20 protein-coding genes and 1 pseudogene are annotated in these 18097 nt (G+C 73.7%); 4 read left to right on the forward strand and 17 right to left on the reverse strand.

Annotation, left to right across the window (positions count from 1 at the left end; all coding sequences use genetic code 11):
* Positions 1–130 precede the first annotated feature (130 nt).
* Entirely contained in the window at positions 131–982 is an 852-nt protein-coding gene (locus AB0K07_RS02115) for a Rieske 2Fe-2S domain-containing protein (RefSeq protein ID WP_363750284.1), read from the forward strand.
* Positions 983–1089: 107 nt separating this feature from the next.
* Here AB0K07_RS02115 and AB0K07_RS02120 read toward each other — a convergent pair whose 3' ends face one another.
* From AB0K07_RS02120 to AB0K07_RS02175, 12 genes and pseudogenes are all read right to left on the reverse strand, one after another.
* Positions 1090–2331 (reverse strand): LysM peptidoglycan-binding domain-containing protein, encoded by a 1242-nt coding sequence (locus tag AB0K07_RS02120; protein ID WP_363750286.1) that lies wholly within the window; start codon positions 2329–2331, stop codon positions 1090–1092.
* Between the two features lie 14 nt (positions 2332–2345).
* Entirely contained in the window at positions 2346–2789 is a 444-nt protein-coding gene (locus AB0K07_RS02125) for a pilus assembly protein TadG-related protein (RefSeq protein ID WP_363750288.1), read from the reverse strand.
* The gene (locus tag AB0K07_RS02130) at positions 2786–3253 is read right to left on the reverse strand and encodes a TadE/TadG family type IV pilus assembly protein (RefSeq protein WP_363750290.1); all 468 of its coding nucleotides are present in this window, start codon (positions 3251–3253) and stop codon (positions 2786–2788) included. Before AB0K07_RS02130 ends, AB0K07_RS02125 begins: the two co-directional genes overlap by 4 nt.
* A complete protein-coding gene (locus AB0K07_RS02135; protein ID WP_363750291.1) occupies positions 3250–3693 on the reverse strand; it encodes a TadE family protein in 444 nt (147 codons plus the stop codon). Before AB0K07_RS02135 ends, AB0K07_RS02130 begins: the two co-directional genes overlap by 4 nt.
* Before the next feature lie 8 nt (positions 3694–3701).
* Positions 3702–3905, reverse strand: a complete 204-nt coding sequence (locus tag AB0K07_RS02140) for a hypothetical protein (protein WP_363750293.1) — start codon at positions 3903–3905, stop codon at positions 3702–3704.
* 24 nt (positions 3906–3929) lie between these two features.
* Positions 3930–4799 carry a type II secretion system F family protein gene (locus AB0K07_RS02145; RefSeq protein ID WP_363751386.1) on the reverse strand — a complete coding sequence of 290 codons (870 nt, stop codon included), beginning with the start codon at positions 4797–4799 and terminating at the stop codon, positions 3930–3932.
* Positions 4799–5745: pseudogene (locus AB0K07_RS02150) on the reverse strand (type II secretion system F family protein). Before AB0K07_RS02150 ends, AB0K07_RS02145 begins: the two are co-directional and overlap by 1 nt.
* On the reverse strand, positions 5706–7253 hold the full coding sequence (locus AB0K07_RS02155) for a CpaF/VirB11 family protein (protein ID WP_363750295.1): 1548 nt from the start codon (positions 7251–7253) through the stop codon (positions 5706–5708). The pseudogene AB0K07_RS02150 and the gene AB0K07_RS02155 overlap by 40 nt, the downstream one beginning before the upstream one ends.
* Complete coding sequence (locus AB0K07_RS02160) at positions 7243–8043, reverse strand: ParA family protein (RefSeq protein WP_363750297.1); 801 nt, start codon at positions 8041–8043, stop codon at positions 7243–7245. The genes AB0K07_RS02155 and AB0K07_RS02160 overlap by 11 nt, the downstream gene beginning before the upstream one ends.
* 2 nt (positions 8044–8045) lie before the next feature.
* Positions 8046–8702 (reverse strand): SAF domain-containing protein, encoded by a 657-nt coding sequence (locus AB0K07_RS02165; protein ID WP_363750299.1) that lies wholly within the window; start codon positions 8700–8702, stop codon positions 8046–8048.
* Between the two features lie 37 nt (positions 8703–8739).
* Positions 8740–9702, reverse strand: a complete 963-nt coding sequence (locus AB0K07_RS02170) for a hypothetical protein (RefSeq protein ID WP_363750300.1) — start codon at positions 9700–9702, stop codon at positions 8740–8742.
* The gene (locus tag AB0K07_RS02175) at positions 9696–10226 is read right to left on the reverse strand and encodes a hypothetical protein (protein ID WP_363751388.1); all 531 of its coding nucleotides are present in this window, start codon (positions 10224–10226) and stop codon (positions 9696–9698) included. The genes AB0K07_RS02170 and AB0K07_RS02175 overlap by 7 nt, the downstream gene beginning before the upstream one ends.
* Before the next feature lie 749 nt (positions 10227–10975).
* Between AB0K07_RS02175 and AB0K07_RS02180 the strand changes: the two genes are divergently transcribed.
* Complete coding sequence (locus AB0K07_RS02180; protein WP_363751389.1) at positions 10976–11731, forward strand: A24 family peptidase; 756 nt, start codon at positions 10976–10978, stop codon at positions 11729–11731.
* 257 nt (positions 11732–11988) lie between these two features.
* Here the strand turns inward: AB0K07_RS02180 and AB0K07_RS02185 are convergent, their stop codons facing one another.
* The 5 genes from AB0K07_RS02185 to AB0K07_RS02205 form a co-directional block, all read right to left on the reverse strand.
* Positions 11989–12618 (reverse strand): phosphatase PAP2 family protein, encoded by a 630-nt coding sequence (locus AB0K07_RS02185; protein WP_363750301.1) that lies wholly within the window; start codon positions 12616–12618, stop codon positions 11989–11991.
* 151 nt (positions 12619–12769) lie between these two features.
* On the reverse strand, positions 12770–13234 hold the full coding sequence (locus AB0K07_RS02190; RefSeq protein ID WP_363750303.1) for a hypothetical protein: 465 nt from the start codon (positions 13232–13234) through the stop codon (positions 12770–12772).
* 101 nt (positions 13235–13335) lie between these two features.
* On the reverse strand, positions 13336–13938 hold the full coding sequence (locus tag AB0K07_RS02195; protein WP_363750304.1) for an FHA domain-containing protein: 603 nt from the start codon (positions 13936–13938) through the stop codon (positions 13336–13338).
* A gap of 15 nt (positions 13939–13953) precedes the next feature.
* Complete coding sequence (locus AB0K07_RS02200) at positions 13954–15921, reverse strand: protein kinase (protein WP_363750305.1); 1968 nt, start codon at positions 15919–15921, stop codon at positions 13954–13956.
* A 115-nt stretch (positions 15922–16036) separates the two neighbouring features.
* On the reverse strand, positions 16037–16465 hold the full coding sequence (locus tag AB0K07_RS02205; RefSeq protein ID WP_363750306.1) for a hypothetical protein: 429 nt from the start codon (positions 16463–16465) through the stop codon (positions 16037–16039).
* A gap of 177 nt (positions 16466–16642) precedes the next feature.
* Here AB0K07_RS02205 and AB0K07_RS02210 point away from each other — a divergent pair, with 177 nt between their 5' ends.
* Positions 16643–17440: an SAM-dependent methyltransferase gene (locus tag AB0K07_RS02210; protein ID WP_363750308.1), complete on the forward strand. Its 798-nt coding sequence runs from the start codon at positions 16643–16645 to the stop codon at positions 17438–17440.
* Positions 17441–17522: 82 nt separating this feature from the next.
* On the forward strand, positions 17523–17699 hold the full coding sequence (locus tag AB0K07_RS02215; RefSeq protein WP_363750309.1) for a hypothetical protein: 177 nt from the start codon (positions 17523–17525) through the stop codon (positions 17697–17699).
* Positions 17700–18097: the final 398 nt, after the last annotated feature.

Genomic DNA, 18097 nt, shown 5'->3' on the forward strand with positions numbered 1-18097 from the left:
CCTGTCGGCTGTGACCGGAATGGCGGGGCAACAACTACAAGATCGGCGGGCGTGGGGTGCGATCACGTTTCGCTACGGCTTTGTCACCGCCGACCGGTTTGCGACCGCCTTTGCCGGGAAGTCGGTACTCGTGAGAGCACTATTGACGAGAGTTGAGCAGGATTCCCGGCTGGATCGGGTGGGTGACCGGCTCCAGCGGGCGGTCCTCGGCACGTTGCGTCCGCGGCGGCTGCGGGACCTGCTGCACGGGGTGACGCTGGGGCATCCGCTGCATCCGGCGATGGTGCAGGTGCCGGTGGGCTCCTGGATCAGCGCCGCGGTGCTGGACCTGATGCCCGGGCAGCGCCGGGCCGCCACCATGCTGGTCGGCCTGGGCACCGTCAGCGCCCTGCCGGCAGCGGTCACCGGGCTGAACGACTGGGCGGCGCTCTCCCGGGACCAGCGCCGGGTCGGCCTGGTGCACGCCGCCGCGAACGGCGTGGGGCTGACGCTCTACGCCGGTTCGCTGGCCGCGCGGCTCGCCGGGCGGCACGGCGTCGGCCGTACCCTCGGCATGCTCGGGCTCTCCGCCGCGAGCCTCGGGGCGTACATCGGCGGTCACCTGGCCTACAAGCAGGGGGCGCAGGTCAACCAGAGCATCTCCGAGCTGCACCGGATGAGCGACGGCTGGCACTCGTTGGTCGACATGACGGCGCTGCCGCAGCGCACCCTGATGACCCGCGAGGTGGACGACGTCTCGGTGATCCTCTACCGGCACGGTGACGAGGTCACGGTGATGCTGGAGCGCTGCCCGCACCAGAGCGGGCCGCTCGGCGAGGGCGAGGTGCAGGAGATCGACGGCCACGCCTGCGTGGTCTGCCCGTGGCACGGCAGCGCCTTCCGCCTGAACGGTGGCGAGGTCGTGCAGGGGCCGTCCGGCAACGACCAGCAGATCCTGCCCACCCGGGTCCAGAACGGCGTACTCCAGACCCGCCTGCCCTGACAACCGCGTCCGTGCCGTTGGGGACGGTGTCACTCTCGGCGCTCTCCTGACCCATCACCTCGCCACCCCGACGGCGGCGACCGCCTACGGGACGCGTGAGCGTCGGGTCAGCCGCGGCGGTGCCGACCAGCCGGTGGTTCGGCAGCGCCTCCCGCAGGTGTCCCGCCGATGCTCCGGGCCACGCCGCCCGGGAGAGTGCGGGTGGATGCGGCCAACCGGGGGCCCGTCCCGGCGGTGGCCGGACGGCGGCGCAGCCCGAGCACCGCGCCGATCTGGGCGCCGACGATGCTCGCCACGGCCAGCACGGCGGAGACCGCCAGCGGCCGGTTGACCCGGTCGGTGGTGCCGGCCCGGGCTGCCCCGACGGTCATGGCGGGTGGTTGACCCGCCGACTCCGTACCGGTGGGCGGGGCGGGGGTCACCCGTTCGGGTGCGGCCTGCTCGGGTGCCGGCCGGGGCGCCGGTGGCCTGGGCGCGGCGGGTCGGCCCACCAGCCGGCCGGTGGCGTGCGGCCGCTTGCCCTGGTCGGTGGCCTCGGCGGGCAGCCGGAGCAGCTGGCCGGGGCGGATCCGGTCCGGGTCGTCGAGTCGGTTCAACTCGGCCAGCCGGCGGTAGTCGGCGAACTCGTCCAGGTAACGCTCGGCGACCTCGCCGAGGTAGTCGCCCCGCGCCACCCGGTACACCGATGCTGGCTCGTCACTTCCGGCCGGCCCGCCGGGCGCGACCAGCCCGAGCGGCCCGGTCCCGGCCCGTTCGAGCGGCCCGGTCCCGGCGAGCGGGGCCGCCGTGTCCGGCAGGGCGCCTGCCCGGGCCGGCGCGGCCAGGCCCCACGCCTCGCTGCCCGCGACGCGGGGTGCGGCGACCGCGTGAGCCGTACCCGACGTCGGCCCGGCCAGGGTGGCGACGGCCGGCGCGCCCGGGTGGGCGTACCCCGGGCCGGCGTAGATCGCGGCGGCGCTGGCGGCGGCCGGGCTGGCCGCGAGGATCAGCGCTACCGAGCCGACCAGCGCGGCGGCGGCCTTCTGCTGGCGGCTCATCCCGGGCAGCTTCGGCGCGGGCCGGCGCAGGCTCTGGGCGCCCAGCTCGACGACGACCGAGAAGGCGAACGTGGCCCAGCCGAACCAGCCGGCCAACGCCAACGCCCGTAGGAAGAGCTGGCCGTCGTCCCGGCTGGTCAACAGGGCGCCCACCTCGGCGATGGTGGGCAGATGGTCGGGCAGTGGGTTGCCGGCGAAGGCGAGCAGTGCGACCGGCGCCCCGGTCAGCAGCGTGCAGAGCACGACCAGCGCGCCGAGGCCGGTGAGGATCCGTCCGGTCCGCCGTACGACGGACCGACCCGATGCGGGCATGGCTGCCTTCCTTCCTACGGTCCTGTGGTGATGGCCCGCGCGGTCGCCTCGCCCGTGACGGTGACCGTGCCGGCGAAGCCGAACAGCCCGAGCATCGATCGGCGGTAGGTGATCGTGAGGCGTACCCGGACGAGGGTCTCCCCGGCGACGACCGGGAAGCTCACGGTGTGGCCGGTGGTGCCGGCGGCGGCCAGGTAGTTGGCGACCGCGACGCGGGCCTGCGGCTGGTCGATCCGCTTCGGTCCGCCCTCGATGGCGGTGGCCCGGTCGATGGCCTGACCGCCCGCCCGGGCCGCCTCGGCGGCCAGGTTGTCGGCGCGTTGCAGGGTGCGCAGTTGCCCCGCCCCGTCGAACGAGAGACCCACGATGGCCAGCACGCCGGTCATCGCCACCGCCAGGAAGATGCTGATCCGGCCGCGGTCATCCGGACGCCGGGGGGCCGGGGAGGTGGCGGTCATCGCCGGCTCCGGTACCGGTCCAGCGGTGAGGTGAAGTCCGCCGTGATCCGGTTGTCGGTCGGCATCCCGGGCACGACGTTCAGCGAGATGTCCCGGAAGGACACCAGGCAACTGATCCTCACCGTCACCGTGGCGTCCGTACCGACCGGGCTGCTGAACGCGTCGTCGAAACTGGCGGGCTCGCCGGCCACCGACCCGGAGAACGTCGGGTCCAGGGCGTTGGTGCAGGCCAGCCCGTGCCAGTCCAGCTGTTTGCGGGCGGCCTCCCGCGCTGCGGTCCGGGCGGTGTCGGAATCCCGGGAGATCGAGGCGGCGCGGGCCGCGTCGTGGGCGGCGGCGTCGATCGCCTCCGCCGCCACCGCGCTGCGCCCGGCCACACCCGCCAGCACCATCAACGCGATGAACGCGGGTGCGAGCACCGCCACCTCGATGGAGACCGAGCCCCGCTCGCCGCTGCGGCTCACGGCTGGGTCACCCGTTCCACCGTGCCGTGCGCGGTCTGGCGCACCGGGAAGTCAACGCCGGGCACCACGGACAGGGACCGGCCCTGCACCGTGCACGTCACCTCGGTGTCGGTGGCCACGCAGCTCGGGCCGGTCCTGTCCCAACCCACCAGCCAGCCGCCGGCGGCGTTGAGGAACCGGGTGGCGCTGGCCGACCCGGCGCCGTCCGCCGCGTCGTACAGCCGCTCGGCGTTGACCCCGCTCTGGGCGGCGTTCAGCGCGGTGGAGCGGGCCAGGAAGACGGCCGCGACCTGGAGTGACGCGAAGAGCAGCACCAGGATCAGCGGCATCACCACGGCCAGTTCCACCGGGTTGGCGCCGCGCTCCCGGTCCCCGGCCGCGAGCCGGCGCCGGGCGGCGGTGACCGCCCGGCGCGACAGTGGAAACGCGGCTCGGCACATGCTGGCTGCTACTGAGGGTTCTTGTTGTTCGGGATGGCGTTCATCCAGTTGTTGGCCTTGGCCAGGGCCAGGCCGGTGACGATGGTCGCCACGAAGACCAGCCCGAAGATGATCACTGCGGTCGGCACCGGGCTGTCGCCCCGTTCACCGTCGCGGCGCAGCTCGGCCAGGCGCGTCGTCACGACGACGTGCAGGTAGCTGATGATGGACATGTCGTACTCCTTCTCGGGGTGGGATCAGACACGGGCGATGAACGGATAGACGACGAAGCCGAGCAGCACGAAGACGAGCAGTGCGCCCGGAATGTCAAGTTTGCTGGTCACCCCCTCGGCGCGAGCGAGGTTGTCGGTGCGGATCTGGTCGCGCAGCGAGTCGGCCCGGCTGCGCAGCGTCTCGTGCACCTGCGCTCCCTCGCTGCCGGAGGAGCGCATGATCGCGCCGACGTCACCCAGCTCTGGGATGCCGATCTTGTCGGCGAGGTCGCGCAGCTCGTCCCAGGGCGCGTGCATCTGCATCTGGGCCATCCGCAGCGACTCCTGGAGCCGGTCGAAGACCCAGCCGTCGCAGACCGCCGCGGCCCGCTCCAGCGACTGCACCGGCCCGTGCGCGGCGGAGAGCTGCAACGCCACCAGGTCCAGGTACGTGCAGACGGCCTGACGGAACTCGTCCCGGGCGGCGCTGGCCTTGGCGAGCACCGACCGGTGCGCCAGCAACCCGGCGATCAGCGCCAGGCCGAGGCTGCCGAGCACCGGAATCGCCAACGGGAACGGGATGCCGAGCACGAACAGGGCCACCCCGAGCAGGGTCGGCGTGGCCAGCCCGACCAGCGCCGAGAGCAGCACCGACAGCGCGTACTGCTCGGGCGTCTGGCCGATCAGCGCGAGCTGACGGTGCGGCGGGCGCAGCCAGCGGGACAGCCCGGTCAGCCAGTCCAGCTGCCGGGACGCGGAAGCGGCGACCCGGCCGGTGCCGGCCGGCTGGTGCAACCGGCGGAGCGCCGGCCCGAGCGCCGGGCTCGCCGGCACCAGCTCGCGAACCACCAGGAACAGGCCCAGGCCCACCGCGGCTCCACCGCACACCGCGATGGTCAGCTGCCAGTTGATGATCACGCGATCACCTCCTGCGGGTCCGGCGCAGGCAGGAACCGGGCCGGCCGCTGCGGCTGGCTCATCGACCGCACCCAGGCCAGCAGGCCGATGAAGGCGGCACCGAGGGCGGCCATCACCAGTTGACCCACCGGCGTGCTGTACGGCTCGATGTACTCGGTGTTGACCAGCCCGTACGCCAGGGTCGCCAGGGTCATGCCGGTCAGGAAGCGGACCGCGAACCGGGGCTGGGTGCGCTTGGCCTCGATCTCCCGGCGGGTGGCGACCTCCGCCGCCGCCGCGCCGGCGATCGAGCCGAGCACGTCACCCAGCCGCTCACCCCGGTCGGTGAGGTGCAGGATCAGCGCCGCCACCACCTGGTCGCAGACCGGGTCGCCGATCTCGTCGGCGAACGCCAGCAGGGCGGAGCGGGCCATCCAGCCGGCCTGCAACCGGGCGGCGAGCAGCCGTACCTCCTCCTCGATGCCCGGTGGCACGCTGCCGATCGTGCCGATGATCGCCTGCTGGAGGCCCTGCCCGGTGCCGGAGACGTCCTTGAGTCGGCGGGTCCACTCGCCGACCGCCTCGATCCGGGCGATCGCCCGCTGCTCGGCCTTGCCCACCGCGAACAGCCACGGGGTGCCGGGCACCGCCACCGCCACCAGCAGACCCACCACCGGCAGCCCGGTCAGCAGGAAGGCCAGCGCGCCGGCGGCCAGCGCCGTGAGCAGCAGCGCCTGGTAGGCCCGCCGCTCGCCGGGGGTGGCGCCGGAGCCGCGCCAGAGCCGACTCAGACCCGGGCCGGCGCCCGGGCCAGGCCCCGAGGGCCGCCGGGTGCCGACCAGCGCGACCACCGCCAGCAGCAGTCCGGCGACACAGGCGGCGCCGGAGACGACCGCGATCAGTTCCAGGTTGGTCCGCACCCGCTCACCGCCGGGCCAGTCGGGTCTGCCGGGGGCGACGCCAGGCGCCGGTGCCGGCCTCGATCCACCGGGTCAGCAGCCGGGCGTCGTAGCCCACCCGCAGCAGTTGGTCGCGGATCCGTTCCGGCAGGTGCCGGGGGACCGCCCGATCGTCCGGGCCGGGCCCGAAGACCGTGGTGGTGGTGATCCGGCCGGCTTCGCCAGCCCCGATCACCTCCTCCACATGAGAGACGAACCGGTGCTTGCGTCCACCGATCGCGGTCTCGTCCTCGATGGTGACGTAGACGATCAGGTCCAGGGCGTTGCCCGCCATCCGGCGGGCCTGGTCGACGGTCATCTCGCGGCCGTGCGCCAGCGCCAGCTCGACGATCCGTTCACCGACGCCGGCGGACGTGCGGGCGTGGATGGTGCACATCGAGCCCCGGCTGGTCGTCATCGCCTGGAGCATCGGCACGATCTCCCGGGACCGCACCTCACCCACGATGATCCGCAGTACGCCCATCCGGAGCGAGAGCGGGATCAGGTCGGCGATTGTCACCTCGCCGGCCGGTCGACCGTCGAAACCTCGTTCGCCGTGCCCCTCGCGGGCCTCGAAACTCATCACGGCCCGGTGCCGCTCCCGGCGGCGGGCCGGCAGCAACTCCCGGCTCTCCTCCAGCAGCACGTACGGCTCGTCGGGCGGGATCTCGTTCATCAGCGCCCGGATGATCGTGGTCTTCCCGGCGCCGGCCAGCCCGGCGACCATGATGTTCAGCCCGGCGCGCATCGCCGCGCGGAGGAAGTCGCGCAGCAGTGGGTCGATCATCTCGTCCAGGTCACCCCGGGCGCCGGTCACGTCGTCGAGGCTCACGTCCAGGGTGTTGTGCTTGCGGATCACCGCGTACGGGCGGTGGCTGACCAGGAACACCGCGGCCAGCCGGCTGCCGTCGGGCAGTTGCAGGTCGAGCGTCGGCTTCACGGTGGACAGTGACCGCTCGGTCGCCCCCGCGCGGCGGGCCGCCGCCTGGAGGATCTCCACCAGTTCGGCGTCGCTGTCGGCGATCGGTTCGGCCCAGTCCACGCCGCCGCCGTGCCGGGTGATGCGTACCTGGTCGCAGCCGAGGATGTGCACCTCCTCGATGGTGTCGTCGACCAGCAGGGTCTGTAGCCGGCCCAACCCGACCAGCTCGGCGGTCACCTGGTCGAGCAGCAGACGTTCCTCACCGGCGGCCATCGGCGTGCCGGCCCGGCGTACCGCGTCCGCGTACTCGGCGACCACCGCGACCGCCAGTCGGGCGCGTTCGGTGTCCTCCTCGTCGACGGTGAACTCACGGCCGCGCTGCCACTGGGTGAGCCGCTCGGTCAACTCCCGGCGCAGCTCCCGGACCACCTGGAAGTCCATCCGGGGGCGGGGCGGTGGTTCCGACGGCGGGCTGGCCGCGGGTGCCGGCGTCGGTATCGGCATCGGCACCGAGTGGTGGTGTCGGGCGTTCGGTGCGGCCAGCGGCGGCGCCGTGGAGGTGGCGCCCGGCGGCTGCTGGCGGGGATCGGCGGAGACCGGTTCAAACCGCATCCGGCACCCCCTGCTGCACCGGCCAGGCCAGCCGGGCCCTCCGACGCTCCAGCAGCGCGCCGACCGGTACCTCGAGCGCGGCCGCCGCGCGCATCAGCGGCCGTCCGGCGCGTACCGTCCCGCCCAGGCTGAGCACCCCGGCGGTACGCGGGTCGTGCGGGAGCCGCGCGATCACCGGCTGTTTCAGCGCGCGGCTGATGTCCGCCCGCCCGTGCCCGTCGCCAACCAGCAGTAGTCGCAGGGTGCCCGGCGGCACCCGGTGCTCGGCGAAGTCCCGTTCGATCGCGGTGACCGCCGCCCGGGTGCCGGAGAGGTCCGGCAGCTCGGCCCGGGTCACCAGCAGCACCACCGAGGCGGCCCGCAGCACCGGCCACGGCGGGCCGTTGACGTGCAGCCGGCCGCAGTCGACCAGCACGTCGTAGCCGGGAGTGCCGCGGTCCAGGGCGTTGAAGTAGTCGGCGAAGCGCTGCCAGAGCGGGGTGACGCTGCCGGCCTGCATCGGGTCGACCAACCCGGGCAGCAGCAGCCGCTCCCGACGGGGCGCGTCGAGGTCGACCAGCTGGGACCAGAAGGCGGTCTCCAGGTTGCCGTCGCGCAGCTCCCCGACGGCCAGCTCGCCGATGCCCCGCGGCCCGTCCAGCTGACCGCCCAGGTAGCCGGCGAGGATCGACCCGCCGGCCGGGTCGCACTCGGCGAGCACCAGCCGTCGGTGCCAGGCCAGCGCGCAGGCCAGCGCCGAGGTGGTCACGCCGGGCGAACCCTTCGCGGACACCAGCGCGATGATCGCCATGCTCAGGCCGCCTCGGTCAGCACGACGGCGATCCGCTCCTGCGCGGCCAGCGCGACCACCGCGGGCACGTCCCGGATGGTGAGCGCCAGGTACAGCACCTTGTCGTCGTTCGCCGGGCTGGCCGTGTCGATCACGGTGGCCGGGAAGCGGGTGCCGGCGGCGGCAGCCGCCCCGGTGGCGTTGTCGTCCGGGGTGCTGACCAGCAGAACCTTGTCGCCGGGGTGCAGGTCGCGCGCCGGCACCTGTGCGGTCTTCAGACCGAGCGCGATCTGTTGCTGGCCCGGGCCGAGCAGCGGGTCGTCGGTGACCTGCCCCAGCGTGAGCAGGGTGCCCGGGACCAGCGCCACGGCGGCGCGCTTGCCGATCACCTCGTCCAGCCGACCGGCGGGCACCGGGCGCAGCCCCTGGCCGCCGGCGACCTGCACGGTGATCAGGTCGGCGGCGCTGATCTCCCGGCCCACCTCCACCGGCCGGGCGACCGCGAGGTAGCTGCCGGTGGCCCGAACCGAGGTGACCGCGAACGCCGCGCCCAGCCCACCAAGGGCGATCAGGAGTACGGCCAGACCCAGCAGCCCGGGGCGGACCCGGCGCTGCCGGACCACCTTGGGTGGGCTGACCGGCGCGTCCACCGGGCTCCCGTTGCGGGTCGCGAGACTCACCGGACCACCGCCGTCCGAAGCCACTCGTTCCTGGCGCTCATCGCGTCACCACCTGGAGTTCGTTGATCTGGATCGGCACGGTGCCGCTGGTCCGGGTCTGCGGGATCTCCCCGCTCTCGCCACCCCCGCGCCAGGTCACCGTCCAGTGCGTGGTGGCGCCGACGCGGTAGGTGCCGGCCTTCGGGTAGCCCTCGTCGTAGCCGCAGTCCGGGGAGGCGCGGCCGGCGAGAGCCTTGTCCTTCGCGTCGTACGGGGTGCCGGGGCCTTCGCAGGTGACCTTGTCGCCGTTGCCCATGTCCCACACGATGCGGTCGACCTTCGCCTCGATGGAGACGGTCAGCCCCCGGTCGGACGCGGACGCGGTCAGCGGGCCGAAATAGCTGGGGCTCGGGGTCGCCCACATCCACACCGGCAGACCGACCAGGCCCGGACCGACGTCCTTGCGGGGTGCCACTCGGAGCCGCGCCGGCAGCAGTTTGATCGACGCCAGGGCGCGGCGGGCCAGCTCCTCGGGATCGGGCGGTGCCCCGAAGCCGGGCGGTGGCTCATCCAGCAGCACCGGGTGCTGGGCACCCAGGTCGCCACCGTTGCAGGTTTGCAGATACCACTGCTGACCCTCGGGCGGCTCGACCGGCCCCTCGGTCAGCTTGTAGTAGCACCCGTCGCTGTTGTTGAACCAGCCGAGCAGGTCGTCGTAGCAGGGGATGGTCCGGCCGTCCCACTGGCAGACGCCGCCGCCTCCGCCCCCGCCGGAGTCGCCGTCGCCGGGGTCCCCGCCGCCACCCGGGCCGCCCGGCGTGCCGGGCTCGTCGTCCCAGACGCTGCAGTCCGGCTGGTCGGGCGGACAGCCCGCCCCCGGGTCGGCGCGGCGAGCGGCGGCGGCCGGCAGGGTCGCACCGACCACCAGCAGCACCGCGAGGACGATCCCGGTGAGTGCCCGGCGGGGCGTCCCGGCTCGGGCGGTACGGGCCGGGACGCCCCTTCCTCCCCAGGTCAGCACGGCTGGTCCCGGTGCGCGGCGCTGGCGTTGATCAACCAACGACCGTCGGGATAGCGGGTCGCGGTGGCGGTGGCCAGGTACCTGCCGCCGCCGCTGCCCGGGACCACCCGCTGATCCTTGGCGTAGACCAGCCGGTAGCCGCTCGCGTCCACGCAGTCCTGGATCTCCACCGTGGCCGGGGTCGAGTCCAGGCTCACCGCGGTCACCGTCGGGTCCGACTTCAGCGTCCCGGTACGCATCGCGCCGTGCTCCTTTGCCTCGCGAATGGACGCTCGCACCCGAGTGAGCAGTGGATCGGCGAGGAACCGGGACAGTTCCGACGCGTGCGGATCACTGCGCCGACTCGCCGTACGCGAGGCCGCCAGATAACCGGAGTACGCGTCGAGTGCCGCCTTTTCCGCAGCCCGCCCTTCGACGGCCGGGTCCGCCTGTTGTCCGTCGTTCCGGGCCGGTGCCGGCCGTTCGACGGCCTCCCGCCCGCTGCCGCAGGCGGTGACCGGCACCGCCGCCACGACCGCTACCAGGCAGATTGCCGCTCGCCTGAGCTGCCGTCCGCGCACCGTCGAGCCTCCTCGTGGTCGCCCGGTGCGGCGACGGATCACCGCCGCCGGGCATGCGGAAGCGCGCCCGGATCAGCACATCCGGAGCCGTTCATTGCGCTTCTGCATTCACCGTTACGGATCTTTTACAAATGGATGGTCCTGTGTCTTCCGGTTGTTGCAGTGAGGCTTGCGTCACACCCAAGGGGCGAGCATAGGCTGACGCTCGCCGATGCAACAGAGGCAATTCAAGTGAACACTCTGCGTGATGACAGGTGGTGGTGAGGGGTGTCCGCGCTGCGCTCCGAGCGATGGCCGACCGAGGGGCCGACGACGACCCGCCCGCGTCGGACGGAACGGGTCCGCCCGGGCCCCGCCGCCGGTCCCGAGAGTGGGACATCGCGGCGTCATCCCGGCATCCGTTCGACGTCGGCGGCCGACCGACGAACCGCTCCGGTCGGCGGCTCGGCCGGACCGGATCCGGCCGAGGAGGCCCTCGGGCGGCCGGCGTCGCAGGTCTCTTTCTGCGCCATCCGCTACACCAAAGCGATCGTTCAGTCACGATGCGTGTTCGCCTTCCCGGGCGACTCCGGCTTCGAAAGGGGGGCGACGTGGCACTGACCGGGCCCTCGGCGGCCGTCCCGGGTCGGGAAACCCCGCCCGACCGGGCCCTCGTATCCCCGCCACCGGACGGCACGACCGGGCCCTCCGTCGGAGCCGCCGGCCGAAGCCGGGTGATCCAGTTCCGCAGGAGCGGCCAGCTCTCGGCCGTGCTGGCGATCCTGGCGGTCAGCCCGCTGCTGCGGTGGGCCGCCCTGCGCTACGCCGTACCGTCGGGCAGCGCCAGCCGGAACGGCTGCGACGCCTGCGGTGCGCCGATCAGCCTGACCCGGCCCTGGCCCGCGCTGGGCCCGGCCGGCCGGTGCCGGCGCTGCCGCGCCCGGGTCGGCCCACCGCCGGGCACGGTCGAGCTGGTCGCGCTCGCCGGGCTCGCCACGGTGGTGCTGCTCGCGCTGTCCGGCGTCCCGGCCGGGGCGCTGCCGGCGCTGGCCTGGTGGCTCGGCTGGACGATCCCGGCGGTCTTCGTGGATCTGGCCGTGCACCGGCTGCCGGACCGGCTCACCCTGCCCGCGGCCGCCGGCACCTGGCTGCTGCTCGGCGCGGCCGCGCTCGGCGACCCGGAGCCGGGGCCCTGGCTGCGCGCCGTCACCGCCGGCGCGGGGCTGGCATTGCTCTTCGCCGGCAGCACCCTGTTGCTCGGTCACCGAGGCTTCGGCCTGGGCGACGCCAAGCTGGCGCTCGGCGTGGGCGCACTGCTCGGCTGGTACGGCTGGCCGGTCCTGATGCTCGGGCTGCTGCTGGCGTTCGGGCTGTCCGCGCTGGTCAGCCTCGGCCTGCTGGCCGCCCGCCGGGTCCGCTGGACCAGCCACCTGCCGTTCGGCCCGTTCCTGCTGCTCGGGACCGTCGGCGCCCTCCTACTGACCACCTGACCACCCGCACCCGCCGCCGGCCCGCGCCGCCCGCCACCCGCCGCCGGTCGCGTGCGGCCCGCAGCCTGCCAACCGCCGCCCAAGATCGTGCTCGATCCTGGTTGTAGTGGCCTCAGGCGCGGGCGAGGCAACTAGATCCTGGATCTAGCACGATCTTGGACGGCCAAGGGCCGTCGCGCGGACGCCCGTCGCGCTCGGGACCGACGTTCGCGCGGCGTTGCGCCCCGGGCAGGGCATGGCCGGCGCGGTGGGACGGGTCAGGGGCGGGGGCGGCCGGCCAGGTCGGGGACCGGGGAGCGGGTGCGGTCGGCCCGGCGGCGTAGCGCCTCCGCGGTCGCGCGGGCCAGCAGCGGGGTGGCCAGCACGGCGACCAGGGCGCCGAGCAGCAGGCCAGCGGCCACGTCGTGCGGGTAGTGCACGCCCACGAAGACCCGGGAGAACGCGGCCAGCACGGCCAGCGGCAGCGCGACGAGTCCGAGCCGGCGGGAGAGCAGCAGCGTGGTGACCGCCAGCGCGCCGGCCAGGGTGGCGTGATTGCTGGGGAACGACCAGTCGCCCGGTGGTGGGCAACTGCCCGCGATGATGGCCCGGCCCACCGTCCGGCACGGGCGATCCTCGTCCACCACGGTCTTGAACCACTCGCTGCCCGCGTACGACAGGAGGGTCGGCACCGGCGCGACCAGGGCGAGTGCCCGGTCGTGCGGGCCGCCGGACAGGCGGCTCAGCACGGCCATCAGCAACAGCGCGCCGAGCAGCAGGATCACCCCCTCGGTGGCGTGCCCGACGAACCACTGCACCGGGTGCGGGCTGTCGGCGGCGACGTCGACCACGTCGCGGTACCACTCGGCGCTGATCTCCGGAACGTCCATGTTGCCGGTGTCGACCATGCATCACCTCACCAGATGTTCATACCTCGTTCACCTGGGAGAAAGGTTAGGAATGCGGCGGGGGGCAGGGCAGGAGTCGAAGGTCTGGGCGGGTTCCTGACCTTCGTCAGCAAACGCGCAGCCGACTCTGCCGATCCGCTGACCGCCCGGCTCAGGTCGGCCCGAGGCCGCCGGCCATCCGCTCGCGGACGGCCTCCAGCGCCTCGAAGGCGTACGCCCAGTTGTGGCACTTGAAGCTGCGCAGGCCGTCGATCGCGGTGTGGCAGTCGGCGCAGCGCACGCCGGGGATGGCGTCCGGGATCTCGGTGTTGACGTACTTGCGCTCGCCGAGGATGACCGTGGCGATCATCGCCTTGTCGTGCAGGCCGGAGACGGCCGACGAGACGATGTCGTACCAGGTGACCCGCCGGCCGCACTTCGGGCAGTCCGGCTCGTCGCCGCTGACCCAGAGTGGGGCGCCGATGGTGCGCGCCGGCATCCCGAGCAGCTTCTCCAGCCGCCGCACGTCCGATTCGGGGGTGGTCCACCGGTGCCGGCCCGGCAGGGACGCGGGCGAGTCGTACACGGCGCGGAACAGGTCGTTGTCGACCTGCACGGTCTCCCGCTGACTGGTCATCGGTGTCCCCCTCGACGGTCGGTACCCCACCGTCGTCCGGCCGGTGGGGAGGCTTCAACCGGATCAACGACACGGCGGCGGGCCCAGCCCCCTGCCGTGGGTCAGGGTGCGGACGGGAACGGGCCGGCCGCACCCCGGCGGACGGCCTCGCCGGCCAGCCGCGACCGGCGGCGCTCGTCGTTCGTGGTCAGGCCGAACTTGTCGTACAGCCGGGACAGGTGTTTCTTCACGGCGCTCTCGGTGACGTGCAGGGCGGCCGCGATCGCCCGCACCGCAGGTGGCTCGGGAAAGGGCACACCGCCCTCGACGAACGGGCGGCAGAGCAGGGTCAACACCTCCTGCTCCCGGCGGGTCAGGGCGGGTGGCGCGGGCGCCGGCTCGACGTTCAGGGTCCGGGTGCCGGGGTGTTCCGCCGGGGCGTGGAAGACCAGCCGGGCGGGGCCGATCTCCACCCGGTCGCGGTCCCGCAGGATCTGCGCCGGTCGCAGCGGGCTGCCGTTGACCGTGGTGCCGTTGGTGCTGCCCAGGTCGCGGATCGACCAGCCGGACGGGAACCGCTCGACGAGGGCGTGCAGCCGGGAGACCAGATTGCTGTGGATGGGCAGTTCGTTGGTGGGTGCCCGGCCGATGGTCAGCGCGTCGGCGGTCAACGGCACCAGCCGGACGGCACCCACGCCGTGGACCTCGAAGTAGCCGTCCGCCACAACGCCTCCCCGGGCTCAGCGGCCACAGTACGGCGCGGTCGTCGCCCCGGCCGGCTGCCCCGTCCGCAGGCCCTGCACGGTGGCGGTCGCGACGGCACAGCCGCCGGTCAACCGGAACGGCTCGGTCCACAGCTCGAACGGCTGCCCCTCAGCCCGCTGCCGGGCCCCGGCCGGACCCGCGTCGGGCCGGACGGCCAGGTCGACGTCCCAGGTGCCGCCGTCGACGGCCGCGTTGTCGCGGTACTGCTTCCACACCCAGATGTACCCCATCACGGCCTGGCAGGTCGGCGACCAGTACTGCTTCACGGAGATGGCACGCATGCCGCCGGCGTAACCGTAGGCGGACGAACCGACCTGATAGGCGTCCTGGTAGCAGGGGCCGGGGGGCGCGTCGTCCCGGCTGGCCCGGCGCGGCTGACCGGTGCCGACGGCGCGGACGGTGACCGGGGCGGACCGTCCGGCGAGGCGCAACGCGAGTTCCGGCCGACGCGGCCCGGCCGCGCCCGGTGTGAAGATGACCCGCAGCTCGCACCGCTGGCCGGGCCCCAGTCGGCGCGACGTGCAGGTCTCGGCGGTCACCCGCAGGTCGGAGGCGTGCGGGCCGGTGGTCGTCACCCCGGTCAGCCGCACCTCCCGGTCACTGCCGTTGCGCACGGTGACCGCCCGCTCGGCCGACTCCGCGCTCACCTCCTGGTTACCGAAGGCGAGTCGCGCCGGCACGTCGACCGGGCCCGGCGTCGGCCGGACCGCCGACGCGCCGGTGGCCAGCACCGACGCCAGCACCACCAGTGCTCCCACCGTCCGCGCCGGTGCGCGTCGGCGTACCCCGGTCGCCGGCCGTGCGGTGGCGGTGAGGTCCAGGGCGAGGGCCGCGCGGCGGCGGGCGCTGAGGGAGAAACCACGCCGGGGAGCGCCACCGACCGCTGCGCCGTCCGGCCACCCGCCGGCGTGGCTCGCGTCCCCACCGCCGAGGACGAACGGGGTGACCGGCTGGCCGGTGGCTCGCTGCGCCTCTTGGAGGTCCTCGGCGAACGCGGCGGCGCTCGGGTGCCGCCGTGCCGGATCCTTGGCCAGCGCGCGCTCCAGCACGGCGCAGACCGCGTCGGGCACGACGGACGGCCGCAGGTCCGGAACCGGCTCGGTGGCGATCCGTGCGAGCAGCCGCGTGAGTTCGGGCGCGGCGCGGCCGTTGCGCTGGCTGCCGGCCTGCGCGCCCGTCGCCGGCTGCGCGTTCGACGTGCCCGCGTCCGACGTGTGCGCGTCCGACGTGCCCGCGTCCGACGTGCCCGCGTCGAAGGCGGGCCGGCCGCGGATCCAGTGCAGCACGGTCGAGGCGAGGGCGTAGACGTCCGCGGTCACCGCGGCCGGCTCGCCGCGCAGGATCTCCGGTGCCGCGTGCAGCACGCTGGTGGTGACCCGGCACCGGGCCGGGTCGGGCTGCACCGACCGGGGCCGGGCCAGCCCGAAGTCGGCGAGCTTGGGCTCGCCGTACCGGGAGATCAGGATGTTCTCCGGCTTCACGTCGCGGTGCAGCACGCCGGCCCGGTGCGCGGTCTCCAACGCCCCCGCCACCGCGATCCCGCCGGCCACCGCGGCGACCCAGCGCCGCGCCGGTTCGTCCGGATCGGCTGCCAGCCGGGCGGCCAGCGAGCCGCCCTCCTCGTACGCCATCAGCAGATACGGGTTGCCGGCCGCGGTCCGCCCCGCCTGGTGCAGGGTCACGATGTGCGGATGGTCGGAGAGTCCCCCCAGGACCTTCAGCTCCCGCTCGAAGCGGGACCGGGACGGGCCGTGCCAGTCCGCGGCGAGCACCTTGACGGCCACCCAGCGGGAGAAGTCGGGCTGCCAGGCGCGGTAGACCACCCCGAAGCCGCCCCGCCCGATCTCCACCGCGTCCGCGCACCCGACCACACCGAGATCCAGCCCCGGTACGGGAACGGCCTCCCCGGGGCGGGGGGCCGTCGGCTGAGCTTTGTGGACCATGGGGGCTGATTATGGCCGACGGCGGCTCGGGCCGATCGACGGCCATCGGGCCCGGCGACCCGGCGGACGGTCCCCCTTTCCACCGTCCGTCGGGCCGCGCGGGTGAACCGTGGTGTCAGCAGACCGTGCTGGTCGAGCCGCCCGTCGAGTTCAGGTAACCGGTGACGTGCGTGCAGTGGGCGGCCGTGTTGGCGGGCGCGCCCCACAGCTCCGCGCGGGTCGTGTTGTTCAGCTCGCCGACGCCGTAGTCGGAGCCGCTGTCGCTGTGGTCGATCACGTGCACGTACAGGTCCCAGTTGGAGTGGGTGTTGCGGTACTGCTCCCAGACGTAGATGTAGGCGTAGTTGTAGCCGCAGCCGTAGTACTGCTTGACCGAGGCCGCCTCCACGCCGCCGACGGTCAGCACCCGGGTCGTACCGATCTGGCGGACGCTGGAGCAGCTGGCCGGCGTGCTGGCCATCGCCGGCGACGCGGTGAACACCGAGGTGGCGGCGGCCGCGGCGAGCGTGGCGGTGACGGCGAGGGTACGGCGGAGAACCGACATGGAGCCCTGCTTTCTCTGGTGGACCTGACAAGCACCCACCAGCAGACCAGCCGTCCGGAGCACGCGACAGGTGGCGAACCGGCGACCTTTTCCTCCCCACCGGTGCCCGGCTGAGCGGTCTGTCAATGGGCGGGGTGGGTTGGTACGTTCGGTGCGGCCGTCGAAGGGATCCCTGTCGTGACCGACCATCCGCCACCCGCTCCGACCGACGCCACCGCCCGGCCCAACGTCGCCCGGATGTACGACTACTTCCTGGGTGGCTCCCACAACTTCGCGGCCGACCGCGCCGCCGCCGAACGGGTGCTGGAGATCTTCCCGGAGACCGGGATCGCCGCACAGACCAACCGGCACTTCCTGCGCCGGGCCGTCCGGTACGCCGCCGAGCGCGGCGTCCGCCAGTTCCTGGACATCGGCGCCGGGTTGCCCACCCAGGGCACCGTGCACGAGGTGGTGCGGGAGGTGGCGCCCGACGCGCGGGTGGTCTACGTGGACTACGACGAGGTGGCCGTCGCGTACGCCGGGCAGCTGCTGACCGGCGTACCCGGGACCGCGGTCGTCCAGGGCGACCTGCGTCGGCCGGACGACCTGCTGGCCCACCCGGCCGTGCGGGCCACCCTCGACCTCGCCCGCCCGGTGGCGGTGCTGCTCCTCGCGGTCCTGCATTTCGTGTCGAACGACGACGACCCGTGGGCGGCGATCACCCGGCTGCGCGACGCCACCGTGCCCGGCAGCCAGCTGGTGCTGTCCCACCTGACGCTGGACGGCATCCCGCCCGAGCTGGCCGAGCGCGGGCAGGCCGTCTACCGCAACAGCAGCGCCCCGCTGGTGCCCCGCACCCACGCCGAGACGCTGCGCTTCTTCGCCGGGTACGACCTGGTGGACCCGGGTCTGGTGGAGACCACCCGGTGGCGGCCGGACGGCGAGGCGGAGGCCGTGGACTCACACGGTTACGCCGGGGTCGGCATCCTCCGCTGACCCACCGGCTGCCGGCTTTCGCCGCCGGCGACCGGTCCGGATGGTACGACGGACGCCTGGCGTGCCACCGGGAGGAGCGCTGATGGTGAGCGGGCCCGAACGGCTGCTGCGAGGAAAGGAGGTAGGCAGCAAGGTCGAGGAACTCGTACGCATCCTCGGATGCCCGCATATCACCGACTACATGTTTCACCACACTCCGCATCTCACCGATGAGGAAGTGATCGAAAAGGCATTGGCCTACGAGCCAATCGCGCTGTGAGCTGGGAAGCTGGCGGAGCTGTACGCTGCCTCGCCTTGAGCGCTGCCCTGTACAACCACGACGCGTCTCGCCGGTTCACCAACGACAGGTAAGGCGGCCACAGCCGGCCTGGTAACCGGGCCGGCTACGCCTTGTTACCTGGACAGACGTCGTCACCGGTGGTCGTCGTTGCTCGCTCACAGTCGGCCTCTGACGGCCTGGTGACAGCCTGGCGGCCCTGGCCGTCGTCGGCCAGGTGCGCCCAATCTGGCTCGCGTCCGTACGTCACCCGCTGCTCATCCCGGCCGGCCGGCTCGGGGCCAGCCGCCCCGCCTCGGCAGTCTTGCGGCGGTTGGCGTGCGGAGGGTCAACTCGGCTGTTACCCGCTCATGCAGGTGCTCCAGTTCTTCCAGCACAGT

Origin of the sequence: Micromonospora sp. NPDC049301 (genome assembly GCF_040678715.1) — a bacterium.
Classification (GTDB): domain Bacteria; phylum Actinomycetota; class Actinomycetes; order Mycobacteriales; family Micromonosporaceae; genus Micromonospora.

Bases quoted from the DNA above. Each gene is read 5' to 3' on its own strand.
- AB0K07_RS02120 (WP_363750286.1), bottom strand. From the start codon at position 2,331: ATGCCCGCATCGGGTCGGTCCGTCGTACGGCGGACCGGACGGATCCTC.
- AB0K07_RS02125 (WP_363750288.1), bottom strand. From the start codon at position 2,789: ATGACCGCCACCTCCCCGGCCCCCCGGCGTCCGGATGACCGCGGCCGG.
- AB0K07_RS02135 (WP_363750291.1), bottom strand. From the start codon at position 3,693: ATGTGCCGAGCCGCGTTTCCACTGTCGCGCCGGGCGGTCACCGCCGCC.
- AB0K07_RS02140 (WP_363750293.1), bottom strand. From the start codon at position 3,905: ATGTCCATCATCAGCTACCTGCACGTCGTCGTGACGACGCGCCTGGCC.
- AB0K07_RS02155 (WP_363750295.1), bottom strand. From the start codon at position 7,253: ATGCGGTTTGAACCGGTCTCCGCCGATCCCCGCCAGCAGCCGCCGGGC.
- AB0K07_RS02160 (WP_363750297.1), bottom strand. From the start codon at position 8,043: ATGGCGATCATCGCGCTGGTGTCCGCGAAGGGTTCGCCCGGCGTGACC.
- AB0K07_RS02185 (WP_363750301.1), bottom strand. From the start codon at position 12,618: ATGGTCGACACCGGCAACATGGACGTTCCGGAGATCAGCGCCGAGTGG.
- AB0K07_RS02190 (WP_363750303.1), bottom strand. From the start codon at position 13,234: ATGACCAGTCAGCGGGAGACCGTGCAGGTCGACAACGACCTGTTCCGC.
- AB0K07_RS02200 (WP_363750305.1), bottom strand. From the start codon at position 15,921: ATGGTCCACAAAGCTCAGCCGACGGCCCCCCGCCCCGGGGAGGCCGTT.
- AB0K07_RS02205 (WP_363750306.1), bottom strand. From the start codon at position 16,465: ATGTCGGTTCTCCGCCGTACCCTCGCCGTCACCGCCACGCTCGCCGCG.
- AB0K07_RS02215 (WP_363750309.1), top strand. From the start codon at position 17,523: ATGGTGAGCGGGCCCGAACGGCTGCTGCGAGGAAAGGAGGTAGGCAGC.